17 protein-coding genes and 1 tRNA gene are annotated in these 15,694 nt (G+C 68.9%); 12 read left to right on the forward strand and 6 right to left on the reverse strand.

Going from position 1 to position 15,694, the window contains the following annotated elements:
• Window positions 1-132, forward strand: a complete 132-nt coding sequence (locus NBT81_RS02460; protein WP_338740807.1) for a hypothetical protein — start codon at window positions 1-3, stop codon at window positions 130-132.
• Window position 133: 1 nt separating this feature from the next.
• On the opposite strand, the gene NBT81_RS02465 is transcribed toward NBT81_RS02460, so the two are convergent.
• On the reverse strand, window positions 134-1,147 hold the full coding sequence (locus tag NBT81_RS02465; RefSeq protein ID WP_338740809.1) for a phosphoribosylaminoimidazolesuccinocarboxamide synthase: 1,014 nt from the start codon (window positions 1,145-1,147) through the stop codon (window positions 134-136).
• A gap of 96 nt (window positions 1,148-1,243) precedes the next feature.
• On the opposite strand from NBT81_RS02465, the gene NBT81_RS02470 reads away from it, so the two are divergent.
• The 5 genes from NBT81_RS02470 to NBT81_RS02490 all read left to right on the forward strand — a co-directional run bounded on the left by NBT81_RS02470 (window position 1,244) and on the right by NBT81_RS02490 (window position 7,326).
• Window positions 1,244-1,741 (forward strand): DUF4112 domain-containing protein, encoded by a 498-nt coding sequence (locus tag NBT81_RS02470; RefSeq protein ID WP_338740810.1) that lies wholly within the window; start codon window positions 1,244-1,246, stop codon window positions 1,739-1,741.
• 38 nt (window positions 1,742-1,779) lie between these two features.
• Window positions 1,780-3,081: a tRNA pseudouridine(54/55) synthase Pus10 gene (locus tag NBT81_RS02475; protein ID WP_338740811.1), complete on the forward strand. Its 1,302-nt coding sequence runs from the start codon at window positions 1,780-1,782 to the stop codon at window positions 3,079-3,081.
• A 577-nt stretch (window positions 3,082-3,658) separates the two neighbouring features.
• Entirely contained in the window at window positions 3,659-5,452 is a 1,794-nt protein-coding gene (gene pepF / locus NBT81_RS02480) for an oligoendopeptidase F (RefSeq protein WP_338740812.1), read from the forward strand.
• A gap of 92 nt (window positions 5,453-5,544) precedes the next feature.
• Window positions 5,545-6,774, forward strand: coding sequence for a proteasome-activating nucleotidase Pan2 (gene pan2 / locus NBT81_RS02485; RefSeq protein ID WP_338740813.1), 1,230 nt, complete (start codon window positions 5,545-5,547; stop codon window positions 6,772-6,774).
• A 168-nt stretch (window positions 6,775-6,942) separates the two neighbouring features.
• The gene (locus NBT81_RS02490; RefSeq protein ID WP_338740814.1) at window positions 6,943-7,326 is read left to right on the forward strand and encodes a DUF5811 family protein; all 384 of its coding nucleotides are present in this window, start codon (window positions 6,943-6,945) and stop codon (window positions 7,324-7,326) included.
• Here NBT81_RS02490 and NBT81_RS02495 read toward each other — a convergent pair.
• Window positions 7,307-7,552 (reverse strand): hypothetical protein, encoded by a 246-nt coding sequence (locus tag NBT81_RS02495; RefSeq protein WP_338740815.1) that lies wholly within the window; start codon window positions 7,550-7,552, stop codon window positions 7,307-7,309. The genes NBT81_RS02490 and NBT81_RS02495 overlap by 20 nt on opposite strands.
• A gap of 148 nt (window positions 7,553-7,700) precedes the next feature.
• The gene (gene infB / locus NBT81_RS02500; protein WP_338740817.1) at window positions 7,701-9,503 is read right to left on the reverse strand and encodes a translation initiation factor IF-2; all 1,803 of its coding nucleotides are present in this window, start codon (window positions 9,501-9,503) and stop codon (window positions 7,701-7,703) included.
• A 135-nt stretch (window positions 9,504-9,638) separates the two neighbouring features.
• On the opposite strand from infB, the gene NBT81_RS02505 reads away from it, so the two are divergent.
• Together NBT81_RS02505 and NBT81_RS02510 are read left to right on the forward strand one after the other, a co-directional pair.
• Entirely contained in the window at window positions 9,639-9,884 is a 246-nt protein-coding gene (locus NBT81_RS02505) for a PRC-barrel domain-containing protein (protein ID WP_338740818.1), read from the forward strand.
• The gene (locus NBT81_RS02510) at window positions 9,885-10,343 is read left to right on the forward strand and encodes an NOB1 family endonuclease (RefSeq protein WP_338740819.1); all 459 of its coding nucleotides are present in this window, start codon (window positions 9,885-9,887) and stop codon (window positions 10,341-10,343) included.
• Here the strand turns inward: NBT81_RS02510 and NBT81_RS02515 are convergent.
• Window positions 10,340-11,317 (reverse strand): LLM class flavin-dependent oxidoreductase, encoded by a 978-nt coding sequence (locus NBT81_RS02515; protein ID WP_338740820.1) that lies wholly within the window; start codon window positions 11,315-11,317, stop codon window positions 10,340-10,342. The genes NBT81_RS02510 and NBT81_RS02515 overlap by 4 nt on opposite strands.
• A gap of 81 nt (window positions 11,318-11,398) precedes the next feature.
• Between NBT81_RS02515 and NBT81_RS02520 the strand changes: the two genes are divergently transcribed.
• Genes NBT81_RS02520 through NBT81_RS02530 form a run of 3 tightly spaced genes read left to right on the forward strand, consistent with a single transcriptional unit; the run spans window position 11,399 to window position 14,790 of the window.
• The gene (locus tag NBT81_RS02520; protein ID WP_338740822.1) at window positions 11,399-12,433 is read left to right on the forward strand and encodes a zinc-dependent alcohol dehydrogenase family protein; all 1,035 of its coding nucleotides are present in this window, start codon (window positions 11,399-11,401) and stop codon (window positions 12,431-12,433) included.
• 48 nt (window positions 12,434-12,481) lie between these two features.
• Complete coding sequence (locus NBT81_RS02525; protein ID WP_338740823.1) at window positions 12,482-14,224, forward strand: Rieske (2Fe-2S) protein; 1,743 nt, start codon at window positions 12,482-12,484, stop codon at window positions 14,222-14,224.
• 44 nt (window positions 14,225-14,268) lie between these two features.
• Window positions 14,269-14,790 carry an OsmC family protein gene (locus tag NBT81_RS02530; RefSeq protein ID WP_338740824.1) on the forward strand — a complete coding sequence of 174 codons (522 nt, stop codon included), beginning with the start codon at window positions 14,269-14,271 and terminating at the stop codon, window positions 14,788-14,790.
• Here the strand turns inward: NBT81_RS02530 and NBT81_RS02535 are convergent.
• Window positions 14,772-14,857: transfer RNA gene (locus NBT81_RS02535), tRNA-Ser, on the reverse strand. The two genes, NBT81_RS02530 and NBT81_RS02535, sit on opposite strands and share 19 nt — an antisense overlap.
• Window positions 14,858-14,953: 96 nt before the next feature.
• Between NBT81_RS02535 and NBT81_RS02540 the strand changes: the two genes are divergently transcribed.
• Complete coding sequence (locus NBT81_RS02540) at window positions 14,954-15,397, forward strand: transporter (RefSeq protein ID WP_338740825.1); 444 nt, start codon at window positions 14,954-14,956, stop codon at window positions 15,395-15,397.
• A gap of 55 nt (window positions 15,398-15,452) precedes the next feature.
• Here the strand turns inward: NBT81_RS02540 and NBT81_RS02545 are convergent, their stop codons facing one another.
• The gene (locus NBT81_RS02545; protein WP_338740826.1) at window positions 15,453-15,596 is read right to left on the reverse strand and encodes a hypothetical protein; all 144 of its coding nucleotides are present in this window, start codon (window positions 15,594-15,596) and stop codon (window positions 15,453-15,455) included.
• Window positions 15,597-15,694 lie beyond the last annotated feature (98 nt).

Here is a 15,694-nt window from a genome sequence, read left to right on the forward strand (position 1 = left end):
ATGTCCGTCCGGAGCCTCGACAGCATCCACCACCTCATTTTGATCCTGCTGTCGTTGCTCGTCGCGGCGGCGCTCTACCGGTTCGCGACGCTGTTGTTGCGCGACCTGCCGTGGCCGTCGGTCCTCCCGTAGGCTACAGGTCGCGGACGGCGTCGACGGCGTCGTCGACCGGTGGCGCGTCGAACCACGCCCCGCCGGTGTAGGCGTTCGCGCCCGCGGCGTACAGCTCCGAGACGGCGGTCACGACCGACGACGGGAGGGGGTCGGGGTCGACCGCACAGAGCCCGCGCCAGTCGGCGACGCCCCGACGGTCCGCCTCGGCTTTCGCCTCGCTCACGGCTTCGACCCACTCGGGGTCGGCGCGCTTGTAGTACTGGCGCACCACCTCCTTGGACACCTCCTGGTCGCCGTAGGCGAAGCGGTTCTCGTCGAACGTCCCGACCACGTCCGCGACCTTCACCGTCCCGTCGACGTAGCAACACTCGATCTTGCCGTCCTCGTGGACGAACCCGGCCTCCGCCGCGCGCTCGGTGACGATACGGTTCACCTCGCGGGCGAGGGTGTCGAGGGCGTCGAGGTCGGCCGCGCCCGCGATCCGGTCGGCCGCGGCGCGGTCGAGGTAGCGGTCCTGCTCCTCGTACTTCGTCGAGAACTCCACCACCGGTTCGGGGAGGTCGACCGGTCCCTCGGGCCACGCGGACAGGTCCAGCCCGTACTCTTCCGGTTCGCCCCTCGTCCGGAGGCTCGACCCCACCGGGACGGTGTTGCGGAAGACGATCTCCAGTGGGATCAGGTAGTTGCTTCCGGCCGCGCCGTGGAAGGCGTCGTAGTCGTACGCCTCATCCTCGAAGGGGAGGTCGGGCACCCGCACGAGCTCGATGGCGAGTTCCCGCGGCGCGTCGTCGAGCGCACCCAGTGGTACTGCGTCCGGGCCCACACCGCGATAGTGGGTGGCTACGCCCTCGGACTCCAGCAGTTCGAAGTTAAACGCGCCCATCGTACAGAGGCTCCGGCCCTTCTCCGGGATCCGGTCGGGCATCGCCCCCCAGTCGAAGACCGAGTAGTCGTCGGTGAAGTCGAAGCGTCCGCGCCCCGTCGCCGTCGCCGTGGGTTCGCGCTCGACGCGGAACTCCTTGACGCTCGTCATGTGTGGGTCTCGCGCGCGCCGCCGGCAAGAACCTTTCAGTTTTCCAGCTCGGACGCCACCCCGAACGCTTTCACCCCGGCGCGCCACGGATCGGACGTGCCCCGTCCGCCCGCCCCGTCGGAGAACGCCCCCGCCGACCCCGACGTCGCGGCCGACCTCCGGCGACTCAGGGACGTGAGCCACCTCCTCGACGACTCGATCCGGGTCCCCGGCACCACCTACCGCGTCGGCGTCGAACCCCTGATCGGTCTCCTCCCCGTCGTCGGCGACGCCGCCGGCCTCGCGTTCTCGGCGTACGTCCTCGTCGTCGCCGTCCGCACACGCGTCCCACGGGCGACGCTCGGGCGGATCGTCCTGACGCTGTGGATCGACGCTGCCGTCGGCTCGATCCCCCTCCTCGGCGACCTGTTCGACGCCTACTGGAAGGCGAACCTGCGGTCGACCCGTCTCATCGACGCCCGTCTCGCCGACCCCGCGGGCGCGGCCGCCGACCGCCGGTATCTGTGGCGGGCCGGGATCCTCGTCGCCCTGCTCGGCTGCCTCGCGCTGGCCGGGGCCGTCGCGTTCGGGTGGTGGCTCGCTGGGGTGGTCTGAATGGCAAGACAGTTACGCGAGCCGACCCCTCGACCGGTATGAGCCTCCTTGACGACGCCCGACGGCTCGCCGCGACCGGTCCCGTCTGTGACGCCTGTCTCGGGCGCGTCTTCGCCGACCGGAGTTTCGGACTGACCAACGCCGAGCGGGGGCGGTCGCTCCGCGTCGCCGCCGCCCTCGACGACGACGACGACTTCGACCCCGTCGCCGTCGAGGACTGCTGGGTCTGTGAGGGGCTGTGTGGCGAGTTCGACGACTGGGCCGCCCGTGCCGCCGAATCCGTCGAGGGTGTCGAGTTCGACACCTACCAGGTCGGCACCCGGACGCCGCCGCTGATCGAGGAGAACGAGCGACTGCTCCGTGAGGAGGTCGGGCGCGACCCCGACGTCGACCCGGACGGCGACGCCGCGGGCGAGCCCTTCAAGATGGAGTTCAACCGCGAGGTCGGCAAACGGGTCGGTCGCCTCGTCGACGCCGAGGTGGACTTCGAGCGCCCGGACGTGCAGTTCGTCCTCGACCTCGCGGCCGACCGCGTCGAGACGGAGATCAACTCCGCGTTCGTCTACGGCCGGTACCGAAAACTCGAACGCGACATCCCCCAGACGGAGTGGCCTTGCCGGGAGTGTCGGGGGAGCGGCCGGCAGGGGCGGGAGCCCTGTGACCACTGCGATGGATCGGGCTACCTCTACGAGCGCAGCGTCGAACAGTTGACCGCGCCGGTCGTCGAGGACGTGATGGACGGCGTCGACGCCGTCTTCCACGGCGCGGGCCGGGAGGACGTCGACGCCCGGATGCTCGGCACCGGCCGGCCGTTCGTCGTCGAGGTGAAAGAGCCACGTCGCCGCCGGGTCGACGTCGACCGCCTCGAAGCGGACGTGAACGCCTTCGCCGACGGTGCGGTGGAGGTGGAGGGACTGCGGCTGGCGACACACGGGATGGTCGAGCGCGTGAAGGGACTGGACGCGAGCAAGACCTACCGCGCAGCCGTCGAGTTCGACGCCGACGTCGACGGTGACGACTTCGACACGGCGCTTTCGACACTCGACGGCGCGACGATCGAACAGTACACGCCGAGCCGGGTCGACCACCGCCGGGCGAACCTGACCCGGACCCGCGAGGTGTACGGCGCCGACGGCGACCTCGAGGACCCCCGGCACGCGACCGTCGAGGTCCACGGCGCCGGCGGCCTCTACGTGAAGGAACTCGTCTCGGGTGACGAGGGACGCACCGAGCCGAGCTTGGCCGGACTGCTCGGCGTCGGCGCACGGGTCACCGCCCTCGACGTCCTCGCCGTCGAGGGCGAGGCCGAACCCTTCGAGGACGAGGCGTACTTCCTGTAACCCGACTTCGCACGCCAAATTTATACTCTTCTGCCGGGAACAGCGCAGTATGGGTCTTCCCGGTCCCGGTTTGGGGTTCAGAGATCGGAACGGAACCGCCCCGTGAGAGAGGGGTGCCGTCTCGCAGTCTGGTGGTCCGACTCCGGATCGCCGACCGATACCGCACCCCGGACGTCTTGCGGGCGTCGCCGGCGTCCCCGCGCCGTTGGGTGTCCGTTCCGGTCACCACCCAACCATGACCGAACGAACGTCTCACTCCACCGGGACGACGGAGCGACGGCACACGGCAAGCGCCGCCTCGAGGTTCTGGCGAAACTGCGACCGTTATCACGATCTGGCGGAGCAGTTCGCCGAAGATATCGCGATCGTACATCCGGACGGAATGTCGGGTCGCCATCCGGGTTGTCCCGGAGACTCCGAGTGTTGTGGCGACTGTCGTACCGGCGTCAGATACTACGAACACATCCCGAAGTCACGACACAGTGAGGACGAATGGCTCTGATAGCGTCGATCACGCGTGCGACGCTGCGCCCGTAACATACGAACCCTTACGGCGACCGCCTCCCAACGCCCGCCGATGAGTTCGGTTCCCGAACGGAGCGACATCGACGACGAGAACAAGTGGGATCTGGAGAGTATCTTCGCGAGCGACGAGGACTGGGAGGCGGCCCTCGCCGACGTCTCCGACCGGATTGACGACCTCGCGGCCTACGAAGGGCGCGTGACCGAGAGCCCCGAGACGCTGTTGGAACTGTTCGAACTCCGGGAGGAACTCCTGCGGGACGTGTCGACGGTGTCGACCTACGCCAACCTGCGGAGCAGCGAGGACACCAGGGAGGGGGAGTACCAGGCCATGTCGGCCCGGGCGGAGTCGCTCGCGGCCGACGCCCGGAGCGCCGCGAGTTTCGTCGAACCCGAACTGCAGGAACTCGACCGCGAGGACCTGGACGACTTCGTCGACGCCGAATCCGCCCTCGCCGAGTACGACCACTACTTCGACGACGTGCTCCGTGCGAAGCCCCACACCCGCTCGAAGGAGGTGGAGGAACTGCTGGCCGACCTCTCGGACGTGACCGACGCTGCGAGCGACGTCTACTCCATGCTCTCGAACGCGGACATGGAGTTCCCGACCGTCGAGGACCCCGACGGCGAGACCGTCGAGATCACGCTCGGCAACTTCACGAAACTCCAGAAGAACCCGGACCGCGCCTTCCGGCGCGAAGTCCACGAGGCCTTCTACGACCGCTGGGCCGACGTGCGTAACGGCGTCGGGACGGCGCTGAAAAAGAGCGTGACCTCGGACGTGAAACTCGCCCGCGCCCGTAACTACGACACCGCCCGCGAGGCGGCGCTCGACGGCCCGAACGTTCCCGTCGACGCCTACGACACGCTCGTCGACACGGTGCGGGCGAACCTCGACTACCTCCACCGCCACGCCGCCTTGAAGGCCGACGCCCTCGGCGTCGACGACCTGCGGATGTGGGACCTCTACGCGCCGATGGCCGGCGGCGACCCGCCGGAAATCCCCTACGAGCAGGCGGTCGAGTACGTCGTCGACGCGGTCGAACCCCTGGGCGAGGAGTATCAAGCGCGGATGGCCGAGGGACTCGACTCCCGGTGGGTTGACGTTTACGAGAACCGCGGCAAGCGGTCGGGTGCGTTCTCGGCGGGCACGTACGACACCCAGCCGTTCATCCTCATGAACTACCAGGACGACGTGTCGTCGATGTTCACGCTGGCCCACGAACTCGGCCACTCGATGCACTCGGAACTGACAAACGAGGCCCAGCCGTGGCAGTACAGCGACTACGACATCTTCGTCGCCGAGGTGGCGAGCACGGTCAACGAGACGCTCCTGACCCACCACCTACTGAGGACCGTCGACGACGAGGCGGTCCGCCGGCACGTCCTCGACGAGTATCTCGAACGCTTCCGGTCGACGCTGTTCCGCCAGACCATGTTCGCGGAGTTCGAACTCCGGATCCACGAGATAGTCGAGGACGACGGCGCGCTCACGCCCGACCGGTTCGACGAACTCTACCGCGACCTGAAGGCGGACTTCTACGAGCCGGCGGTCGTCGACGACCGCATCGCCCGCGAGTGGATGCGCATCCCCCACTTCTACTACGGCTACTACGTCTACCAGTACAGCACGGGCATCAGCGCGGCGACGGCAATCGTCGACCGGATCCGGTCCGAGGGCGAAGACGCCGCCGCCGACTACCGCGAGGCGCTGCGGATGGGCGGCTCCGCCTATCCGGCGGAGGTGCTGGAACGGGCGGGCGTGGACACGACCGACGCCGGGTACATCGAGACGGCACTCGAGACGTACGACGAGACGCTCGACGAGATGGCGCGGCTGGTCCGGTAGGGCCACACCGGTACCGTCGGCGGCGTCTCGGCGCTCGGCGGGTTCGCGTACCCAAAGGCACATTTACGCCCGCTACGTAGCACGGACAACCAATGTCACGGAGTCCGTCGCTTCCGGACCGCCCGCGGTTGGATCTGGATCCCGAGATGTCCGACGCGGAGCGGCTGGACGCCATTCGTCAGCACTTCGAGCGGATGGTCCGGGTGAACGAAGAACTGTCCGAGCGCCTCGACGAGACCGACGACCGTCGCGAGGAGTTGATGGAGGAGGTCGACCACCTCAAGCGACGCAACGAAGTGCTGAAGACCTCGTCGCTGTACGTCGCCACCGTCGAGGAGGTGGCCGACGACGGCGTCATCATCAAACAGCACGGCAACAACCAAGAGGTACTCACCGAACCGTCCCCGCGTATCCGCAAGGAACTCGCGGCGGGTGACCGCGTCGCCGTCAACGACTCCTTCAGCGTGCAGGCGGTGCTCGACGACGAGACGGATTCGCGGGCACAGGCCATGGAGGTCGAGGAGTCGCCGACGATCACCTACGACGACATCGGCGGCATCGACGACCAGGTGCGCGAGGTGCGCGAGGCCGTCGAGGACCCCCTCCTGACGCCGGAACTGTTCGAGGAGGTCGGTGTCGACCCGCCGTCGGGCGTCCTGCTCCACGGGCCGCCGGGAACGGGAAAGACGATGCTCGCGAAGGCCGTCGCGAACGAGACGGACGCCACCTTCATCAAGATGGCCGGCTCCGAGTTGGTCAGGAAGTTCATCGGCGAGGGCTCCCGGCTGGTCCGTGACCTGTTCGAACTCGCCGAAGAGCGCCAGCCGGCGGTCATCTTCATCGACGAGATCGACTCGGTCGCCGCCAAGCGGACGGACTCCAAAACGTCGGGCGACGCCGAGGTCCAGCGGACGATGATGCAACTGCTCTCGGAGATGGACGGCTTCGACGACCGCGGCGAGATCCGGATCATGGCCGCGACCAACCGCTTCGACATGCTCGACGAGGCCATCCTCCGTCCGGGGCGGTTCGACCGTCTCATCGAGGTGCCCAAACCGGACGCCGAGGGACGGGCCCAGATCCTCCGCATCCACACTCGCGACATGAACGTCGACGACGGCGTGGACTTCGCTGAAGTGGCCGACGACCTTGAGGATTACAGCGGTGCCGACCTCGCCTCCCTCGCGACGGAGGCAGGGATGTTCGCCATCCGCGACGACCGCACCCTCGTCACGATGGCCGACTTCCGCGACGCCAAGGCGAAGATCGAGGACAACGAAGACTCCGGGCCCGTGATGGCCTTCACCGACTACCAGTACTGACTCCGGCCGAGTCGACGACTCCGTCGACCCCCTTCTGCCGCCGATCTGAGGACGTACCGACATCCCCGCGACACCGGGAGCCTCCCGAACACCGAGGGGCGACTCGAGGCGAGTTCTCGCGGCGGCGACGGCTTTTTAGCCGCGCTCCCCATACCCAAACTGACCGCGATGAATGGAAACACGCCGTACGGAGGCGCGCCGGGAGTCGTCGACGCCGGAAAGCCGTCGACGGACGTCGAACTCACCCAGAACCAGCGACAGTCCCTCCAGCGGGCCGTGGCGGGCATCGTCTCGCAGACTCGGTCGTACCTGCCCGACAGCTACACCGTCGGGTCGGAACTGTCCTACGGGTCGAACGGGCCGACCGCGACCGTCGCCGTCCGGCCGCCGGCGGGCCACCCCGTCAGCGCGGGGTTCACCCCAGACCTCGACGACCTCGAAACCGGACTGGAAGCCGACGAACGCGACGAAGTCGCGCGCGGACTGGCAGCGAGTGCCGCGCTCCAAGTGATGGACGCCGTCGGCGACGGCATCACGCCGACCGCTCGCTGACCCTCTTTTCCCGCTCCGTCGGCGCGGCGACCGAGATTGCGTACCAGAACACCACCGCCGGCGGAACGCTCCCGACCCCGATACCGACGGCGGTCGGAATCGAAGTCATCGCCGACACGAACGCCCCGAGGAGCAACGGCACCGGGAACAGTGCCAGCAACAGATCGTATCGGGACGTCGTCGTCGGCAGGCCGATACTGTCGCTCCGGGTCGTTCGAACACTCATCGGACTCACCTCGGATTCTAGTCGTCAGGTTGCAGACTAAAACGTTTCGCCGACCGTACCCGTGGCGTCGACCGAACGTTCGAAAAACCTACGTGAATAATACGAGTGCGGTATTCGATCCCGATTCGGTCGGAGATCTTCGGGTCGTCTACTTGCCCCAGAACGGATCCCGCCGCCGGTGGTTGTCGAGGAACCCCTGCAGGGCTTCGAGTTCGTCGGCGGTGATCTCGTCGGTCAGTTCCTGTTCGAGGATCTTCGCGTGTTTCTCGGGCACGTCGACCCAGAGTTCGTCCCCTTCGTCGATCCCGCGGCCGACGGTCGGGCCGCCGATGGCGACGCTGACGCGTTCGCCCGCCCGCGCTTCGTCGACGTCGTCGCCCTGCTTCTGGATGCCGCTCAACTGGCCGACACGGTCGAACTCGTTGCCGTCGAAGCCGCCGACGTAGGAGTTGTTCTGGAGGGTGCCCGAGAGCACCTCGACGCCGACGACGGCGGGGTCGGACTGGCGGAAGACGTGGTCGTCGAGGATGCGAAAGCGGGCGGGCCGGACGATCTTGTCGAGGACGGTCTCCTGTTGGGCGCGCTGGCGCTCCTCGACGAACGCCTCGTACTCCTCGACGAGTTGGTAGATCACGTCGTCGTGGAACAGGCGGACGTCACCCTCCTCGAGTTCCCGTTCGGCGTTCGCGAGGACGTCGACGTTGAACCCGAGGATCACCTGGTGTTCGGCCTCGGCGGCGGTGCTGGCGACGGCCACGTCGCGGGGCGCCACGTCGCCCACCTCCGCACGGAGGATCGGCACCTCGGCGTCGACGAGGGCGTTGGCGATCGCCTCCAGACTGCCGAGCGTGTCGGCCTTGACGACGACGCCGTTCTCCTCGGTCTCGACCTCGATCTCGGCGAGTTCGGATTCCACGTCCGCGACGACCGCCGTTCGGTCGCGGTCACGGACGACCCTGACGGGTGCGCCGGCCATGGCCTCGGCCAGGTCGGGGGCCGCGATCTTCACCCCGGCGGCGGCGGCGACGGCGTCGACCCGTTCGAACCGCTTCTCGGTCCGGATCTCCGCGAGGGGTTTGGGTTGGAGGAGCGCCCGCACCTCGGTGACGATGGGGTCGCCGGTCCCGCCGACGACGATCTCGTCGCCCTCGCGGATCGTCCCGTCGTACATCACCGCGTCGAGGGTGGTTCCGAATCCCTTCTCCTCTTTGACTTCGAGGACCGTCCCCGCGCCCGGGCCGTCCACGTCGATCGCCATCTGGTCTTTCATGTACCGCTGGGAGAGCCCCATCAGCACGGTCAGGAGGTCGGGCACCCCCTCGCCGGTCATCGCGGAGACGGGGACGACGCCGATGTTGCCCTGGAAGTCTTGGACCCGCCAGTAGAGGTCGGCCGAGAAGCCCGAGTCCGAGAGTTGGCCGATGATCTCGTAGAGGTTCTCGTCGAGCCGTTCGCGGGCGCGGTCGCTCTGGGACTCGTAACTCACTTGGATCGGCTCGCCGTCCTGTGGGTTCCACCCCGGCGTGGTGTCGATCTTGTTGGCCGCGACGACGAAGGGCGTCCCGGTTCGTTTGAGGATGTCGATGGCCTCCTCCGTCTGGGGCTGGAACCCGTCGTTCACGTCGACGACGAGGATGGCGATGTCGGCGAGTGCGCCGCCGCGGGAGCGAAGCGTCGAGAAGGAGTGGTGGCCCGGCGTGTCGATGAACAGCAGCCCCGGCAGGTCGAAGTCGTCGGGGTCGACGAGGCTGCCGGCGATCCCAGAGATGGTGTCGAGAGGGACCGCGGTCGCCCCGATGTGCTGTGTGATCGCGCCGGCCTCGCCCTCGCTGACCGCCGAGCCGCGGATCGTATCGAGCAGGCTGGTCTTCCCGTGGTCGACGTGCCCCAGCACGGCGACGATGGGGGTTCGAAGCGCGTCCGGTCGGTCGCGTGTGTCCGAATCTGACATGGTGTCCCCCGGCAGAAGGTTGCTTGGTGGAGAAGAGCCGTGGACCGAAGTTAAGTCTTTCAACATTCCCCCGTCCCCGTCCGCCGCGACCCCGACCCCGTGGCGTTTAAGGTCGTGCCCCCGAATATCCAGCCTATGTCCGACGTACTCGCCGAAAACCTCTCGGGGAAGTCCGTGATGGGCTCCGACGGAACCGAACTCGGAATGCTGTACAACATCACCATGAACCTGAACACGGGCGCGCTGAACGACCTGCTCGTCTCCCCCAACGAGGAGTTCCCCGCCGCGGATTCCCGCTTCCAGCAGGACGACCAGGGCCGACTCGAGGTTCCCGTCTCCCGTGTGCAGGCGGTGAAAGACTACATCGTCATCGACCGGTAGATGCACGTCCTCGACTCCTCCGCGTTCATCCACGAGTATCACACCTCCGAGTCGATGGCCTCGATCCCCGCGGTCGAGGCGGAACTCGAAGACGAGAGCGCCTACCGTTTCGACGCGATGGAGGGCGCGGGGATGCACATCCACATCCCGGCGGACAACACCGTCGAGACCATCGAACGGGCCGCCATCGAGACGGGTGACGGCGAGGAACTCTCCGACACCGACGTGCGTCTCGTCGCCACCGCGTTCGAACTCGACGGGACACTCGTCACCGACGACTACGCCATGCAGAACGTCGCCGAACACCTCGGCGTCGCCGTCGAGGTGATCGCCCGCGAGGGTATCTCCGAGCAGCGCGACTGGCGCTTCCAGTGCCAGGGCTGTGGCCGCGAGTTCGACGACCACCGCGACCGCTGTCCGATCTGCGGGAGCGACCTCTCGCGGAAGAACCCCGCCTAAGGGGCGAGGGCCGCGACCGTTCGCTCCCTCGTCGCCGCGTCGACCCCCTCGGGAACGACCACGATGGGGTGGTCCACGACGTCGAGCGACGCCACCGACTCGAACCGTTCTCGCGCGCCGTCGGGCGTCCCCGCGACGCCCAGCGCGTCGACCATCTCCGCCGTCACCGCGTCACGGGCGGCGTCGCGGTCGCCCGCGCTCCAGGTCTCGGCGATGCGCTCGGCGGCGTCAGGAAACACGGACGCGACCGCGCGGCGGTAGCCCTCGCCGCTCCCGACGTAGTAGGCGACGTGCCCCCGGATCGCCGCCCGAGCGTCGGTAGGGTCGCTGGCGACTGCTGCGGGGACGTAGGGCGCGACGGTGATCTCCTCGGGAGCGCGTCCCGACTCCCGTGCCGTCTCGGCGACCGTCTCGAAGGCCGTCGCCAGTTCCCGGAAGGGGACGTTGTGGGGAAGCCAGCCGTCGGCGACCCGGCCCGTGGCGCGGCGGGCGGCCGGCCCGAGCGCCGCGGTGTACACCGACACGTCGGCGTCGAGCGCCGGAAAGTCCGCGACCGACACCGTCTCGCCCTCGTAGGTGACACGCCCCTCTCTCTCGGTGAAGGCAGCGACGAGTTCCGCCGTCTCGTGGAGGCGACGCACCGGGCGATCGTACGACCGGCCGTGGAGGTCCTCGACGGCCTTCGGCGTACTGGGTCCGATCCCGAGTCGGACACCGGCCGGCGCCACCTCCGCGAGCGACGCCGCCGCGGCCGCGAGCGTCGCCGGCGACCGAGAGAAGACGTCGACGATGGCGGTGCCGAGGTCGATCCGGTCGACTGCTTCGGCCGCCGCGGTCAGCGCGACGAACGCGTCTCGCCCCCAGAGTTCGCCCGTCCAGCAGGCGTCGTACCCCAGATCCTCGGCCCTGATCGCGGCGCTGCGGGCCTCGTCGACCCCGCCACCCGAGAGCACGACGCCGCGCGTTCGTGACACGCCTCCCCGTGTGCCCGCCCGAGGCATAACCCTTCGGTGCCCCGGCGTGTCCGTTTTGTTCCTCGGGGGCGGTGGTGGGGTATGCGCGCCGCAACCTACCACGCCCCCGGCGACATCCGGATCGAGGAGCGCCCGAAACCCGAACTCGAGGCCCCGACCGACGCCATCGTCCGAGTCACCCACACCGCGATCTGTGGTTCGGACCTCTGGTTCTACCGGGGCGAGAGCGACCGTGAGGTCGGATCGCCCGTCGGTCACGAGCCGATGGGCATCGTCGAGGCGGTGGGCGACGACGTCCGCTCGGTCCAGCCCGGCGACCGGGTCCTCGCACCCTTCCGGATCAGCTGTGGCTCCTGTGAGTTCTGTCGGAAGGGGCTGTACACCTCCTGTGTGAACGGCGACTCGTGGGGCGGGAAAAACGGCGGCGGGCAAGGCGAGTACGTCCGCTCGACACACGCCGACGGCACGCTCGTCAGGGTGCCCGAGCGCCACGCCGACGACGAGGACACCCTCCGGGCGCTCCTCCCCCTAACCGACGTGCTGGGAACGGGACATCACGCCGCCGTCAGCGCCGGCGTCTCGGCCGGATCGACCTGCGTCGTCGTCGGCGACGGCGCGGTCGGCCTGTGTGCTGTCCTCGCCGCCCGACGACTCGGTGCGGAGCGCATCGTCGCCGTCGGTCACCACGAGGACCGCCTCGCAGTCGCCGAGTCGTTCGGCGCCACCGACACCGTCGCCGACCGCGGCGACGCAGCCATCGAGCGGGTGCAGGAACTCACCTACGGCGGTGCGAACCACGTCGTCGAGTGCGTCGGCGCGTCGTCGTCGATGAACGCCGCCGTCTCGATGGCTCGCCCCGGCGGTACCGTCGGCTACGTCGGCGTCCCCCACGGCGTCGACGAACTCGACCTCTACGGCATGTTCGGCGACAACGTCACGCTCAGCGGCGGCGTCGCACCCGTCCGGGCGTACGCCGAGGACCTGATGGCCGACGTGCTGGGTGGCACCATCGACCCCTCGCCGGTCTTCACCCACACCGTCGACCTCGACGGCGTTCCCGAGGGGTACCGGCTGATGGACGACCGCGAGGCGATCAAGGTGCTCGTGAAGCCCTGAGCCCCGATCCGAGACACGCTTATGCCGTTTGGTGTGGTATTACGACCCATGTCCGGATTCGAACGGGTCGTCACGGCCGACGAGGCCCGCGAGGCGAGTCCACAGGTCGTCACCGCCGCCGGCCGGACCCTCGGCCTGTTCTACCACGAGGGGTCGTTCCACGCCGTCGACAACCGCTGTCCGCACATGGGATTCCCCCTCACCGAGGGCTCCGTCGACGACGGGATCCTCACCTGTCCGTGGCACCACGCCCGGTTCGAACTCTCCTGTGGCGACACGTTCGACCCCTTCGCCGACGACGTCACCGCTTTCCCCGTCGAGGTGCGGGACGGCGACGTGTACGTCGACCCCGATCCCGACCGCGGGCAGTCGCCGTCGACCCACTGGGAGGAGCGCCTCGACCACGGCCTCCGGGAGTCGATCGACCTCGTCGTCGCCAAAGCCGTGATCGGCCTCGACGACGCCGGTGTCGCCCCGACGGTGCCCTTGGAGGTGGGGACGGCCTTCGGGACGGGGTACCGCGAGGACGGCTGGGGGAGCGGGCTGACGACGATGGCGGCGATGGCCAACCTGTACGACGCGCTCCGCCCCGAGGACCGCCGCCGCGCCCTCTACGTCGGTCTCGGGGCGGTGGCCGACGACTGCGCCGGCGAACCCCCCTTCTTCGTACAGGACCCGCTGTCGACCGACGGCGTCGCCCCCGACCGCCTCGCCGACTGGTTCCGCGAGACGATCGACCTCCGGGACGCCGACGGCGCCGAACGGGTGCTCCGGGCGGCCATCGCGAGCGACGCCGACGAGTCGGCGCTGGCCGGCGCCCTCGTCGCTGCGGCGACCGACCACCGCTATCTCGACTCCGGTCACCGCCTCGACTTCGCGAACAAGGCGTTCGAACTGCTGGACCGGATCGGCTGGGACCACGCCGACGCCGTCCTCCCCACTCTCGTGTCCGCCCTCGCTTCCGCCGACCGTGCGGAGGAGCGGTCGTCGTGGCGCCAGCCCGTCGACGTGGCCGGCCTCGTCTTCGAGGCGAGCGACACCCTTCCCGACCTCGTCGCGAGCGGCGAGGGGGAGACGTGGACCGAACCGGACGGCTTCGTCGACCGCCTGCTGGACGACGACCCCCACGCCGTGATGGACGCGCTGACCGACGCTATCGAGGCGGGGGCGACCGCCCCCGCTCTCGCCCGGGCGGTCGCCGATGCCGCCGCCCGGCGGATCGCGCAGTTCGGCACGGCAAACGAGTTCCGCGACTGGAACACGGTCCACCACACCTACACCTACGCCAACGCGGTCTGTGGCCTCGCGGCGCGCACCGACGCCCCCGAACTGTACCGCGCCGTCTTCGACGGGGCGATGAGCGTCTACCTCGATCGGTTCCTCAACACGCCACCCGTGCCCCTCCCCGACCCCGACGGCGACGCCGACCCGGACGCCGCCCTCGACGACCTCCTAGAGACGTTCGAAATCGAGGCCGACGACACCGTCTCCCGCGCCGGCCGACACGCGGCCGAGTACCTCGCCGCTGGTGGCGACGCCGCCCGCCTGAAGCGCGCGCTCGGCGAGGCGCTGTTGCGCGAGGACGCCGGCTTCCACCCGCGACAGAACGTCGAGGCGGCCGTGTCCCGGTACGACGCCGCGGTCGCCGACGGCCGGGAGCGCCGGGGACGCGTCCACCTCGTCGCGACGGCACGCTACCTCGCCGCCCACACGCCGACCCGTCGGGAGGGTGAACAGACGTTCCGGATCGCTCAGCGCCTCGCCCGGGGTGAACCACTCCACGAGACCTGACGCCGCCCGGAACGCTTTTTTCGCCCCTCGTTTCACGGTACCACATGACAGAAGACCTCCGCGAGCGACAGGCACCGCTGAAAGAGACCTACGAGTCGGATCCCGACGCGGCGCGGGTGACGCTCACGGCCACCGGCGACGAGGCCGCCGACGCGACGGCCTGTAGCGTCGAGGTGGGCGAGGCCGTCTACGAGGCACAACTCCACGAGGGCGCGGGCGGATCCGGCACCGCGGCCTGTTCGGGCGACCTCCTGCTCGGCGCTCTCGCCGCCTGCGCACAACTGACCGCGCAAGCGGTGATCGAGAACTTCGGCGTCGACGCCGACGTGTCCGTCCGGGTCGAGGGCGACTTGGACCTCCGGGGGACGATGGGCGTCGCGGACGTGCCCGTCGGCTTCCAAGACGTCCGCCTCGACGCGACGCTATCGGGCGACCTCGACCCGGAGACGGCGGCGTCGATCCAGGACGCGACCGAGCGGTACTGCGTGGTGTACCGGACGCTCGTCGACGCGCCGGACGTAACTACCGAGTGGACGTTCGAGAGAAGCGCCGAGGATGAGATTTGAACTCATGTGTCCTGAACGGACAGTTGCTCTCGAAGCAACCGCCTTGGCCGGGCTAGGCTACCTCGGCTCGTTCGAACGTGAGCGCGCGGGCGTTTAATCGGTTTCGGTTCGATGCCGTCCCCCGATCCCGCGGATTGAAGTCGCCGTAGCCCGAGCGACGACCATGGCTATCGTCGACACGGCGGTGAACGCGATACACCTACTGGTTGCCGGTCTGTGGGCCGGGAGCGTCCTGTTCGTGGCCGGGGGGCTGTTGCCGGCCGCCCGCGACGGTGACCTCGGCGCGACGGTGCTCGGGGGGCTGATCGGCCGTTTCCGGTGGGGGTCGCGGATCGCCTCTGTCGTCCTCCTTTTCACCGGCGGTCACCTCGCGGGGACGCGCTACACCGCCGAGACGCTCCTGGGATCGACGCGTGGCTACCTCGTCGTCGCGATGGTGGTGCTGTGGTTCGCCATGACCGGTCTCGTCGAGGTGGGATCGGGCCGCCTCCTCGACGGCGTCGACGAACGGAAGGTTCGCGCCCCCGCACGCGCGGCAAAGCCTTTCTTCGCCGCCGCGACGGTCGCGGCCGTCGGCCTACTCGTCATCGGCGGTATCCTGCTCTGACCGGTCGAGACGGTGTCGGCCGCCGGAGTTTGGCGGCCGACGGAACAGTCGGTGGTTACGCCGTCGGGGTGTGCCGGTCGCCTCGGCCACGCGCCGACGACGGGTCACCGTAGACGATACGTTCGACGATCTCGTCGAAATCGGGAAGCGTCCGGTCACGCGTCGGTTCGTCCGCTGGCACGTGTGGTACGAGGGTCATCTACCGTCACCCCGGCCGGACGTGACGGCGTCGCGAGTGAAAAACGTCTTGCCGGCCCGACTCGCCCGACCGCCCGTGACACTCCGCCGTATCGCACT

It is taken from the genome of Haloplanus sp. CK5-1, assembly GCF_037201915.1.
GTDB classification, from domain to species: domain Archaea; phylum Halobacteriota; class Halobacteria; order Halobacteriales; family Haloferacaceae; genus Haloplanus; species Haloplanus salilacus.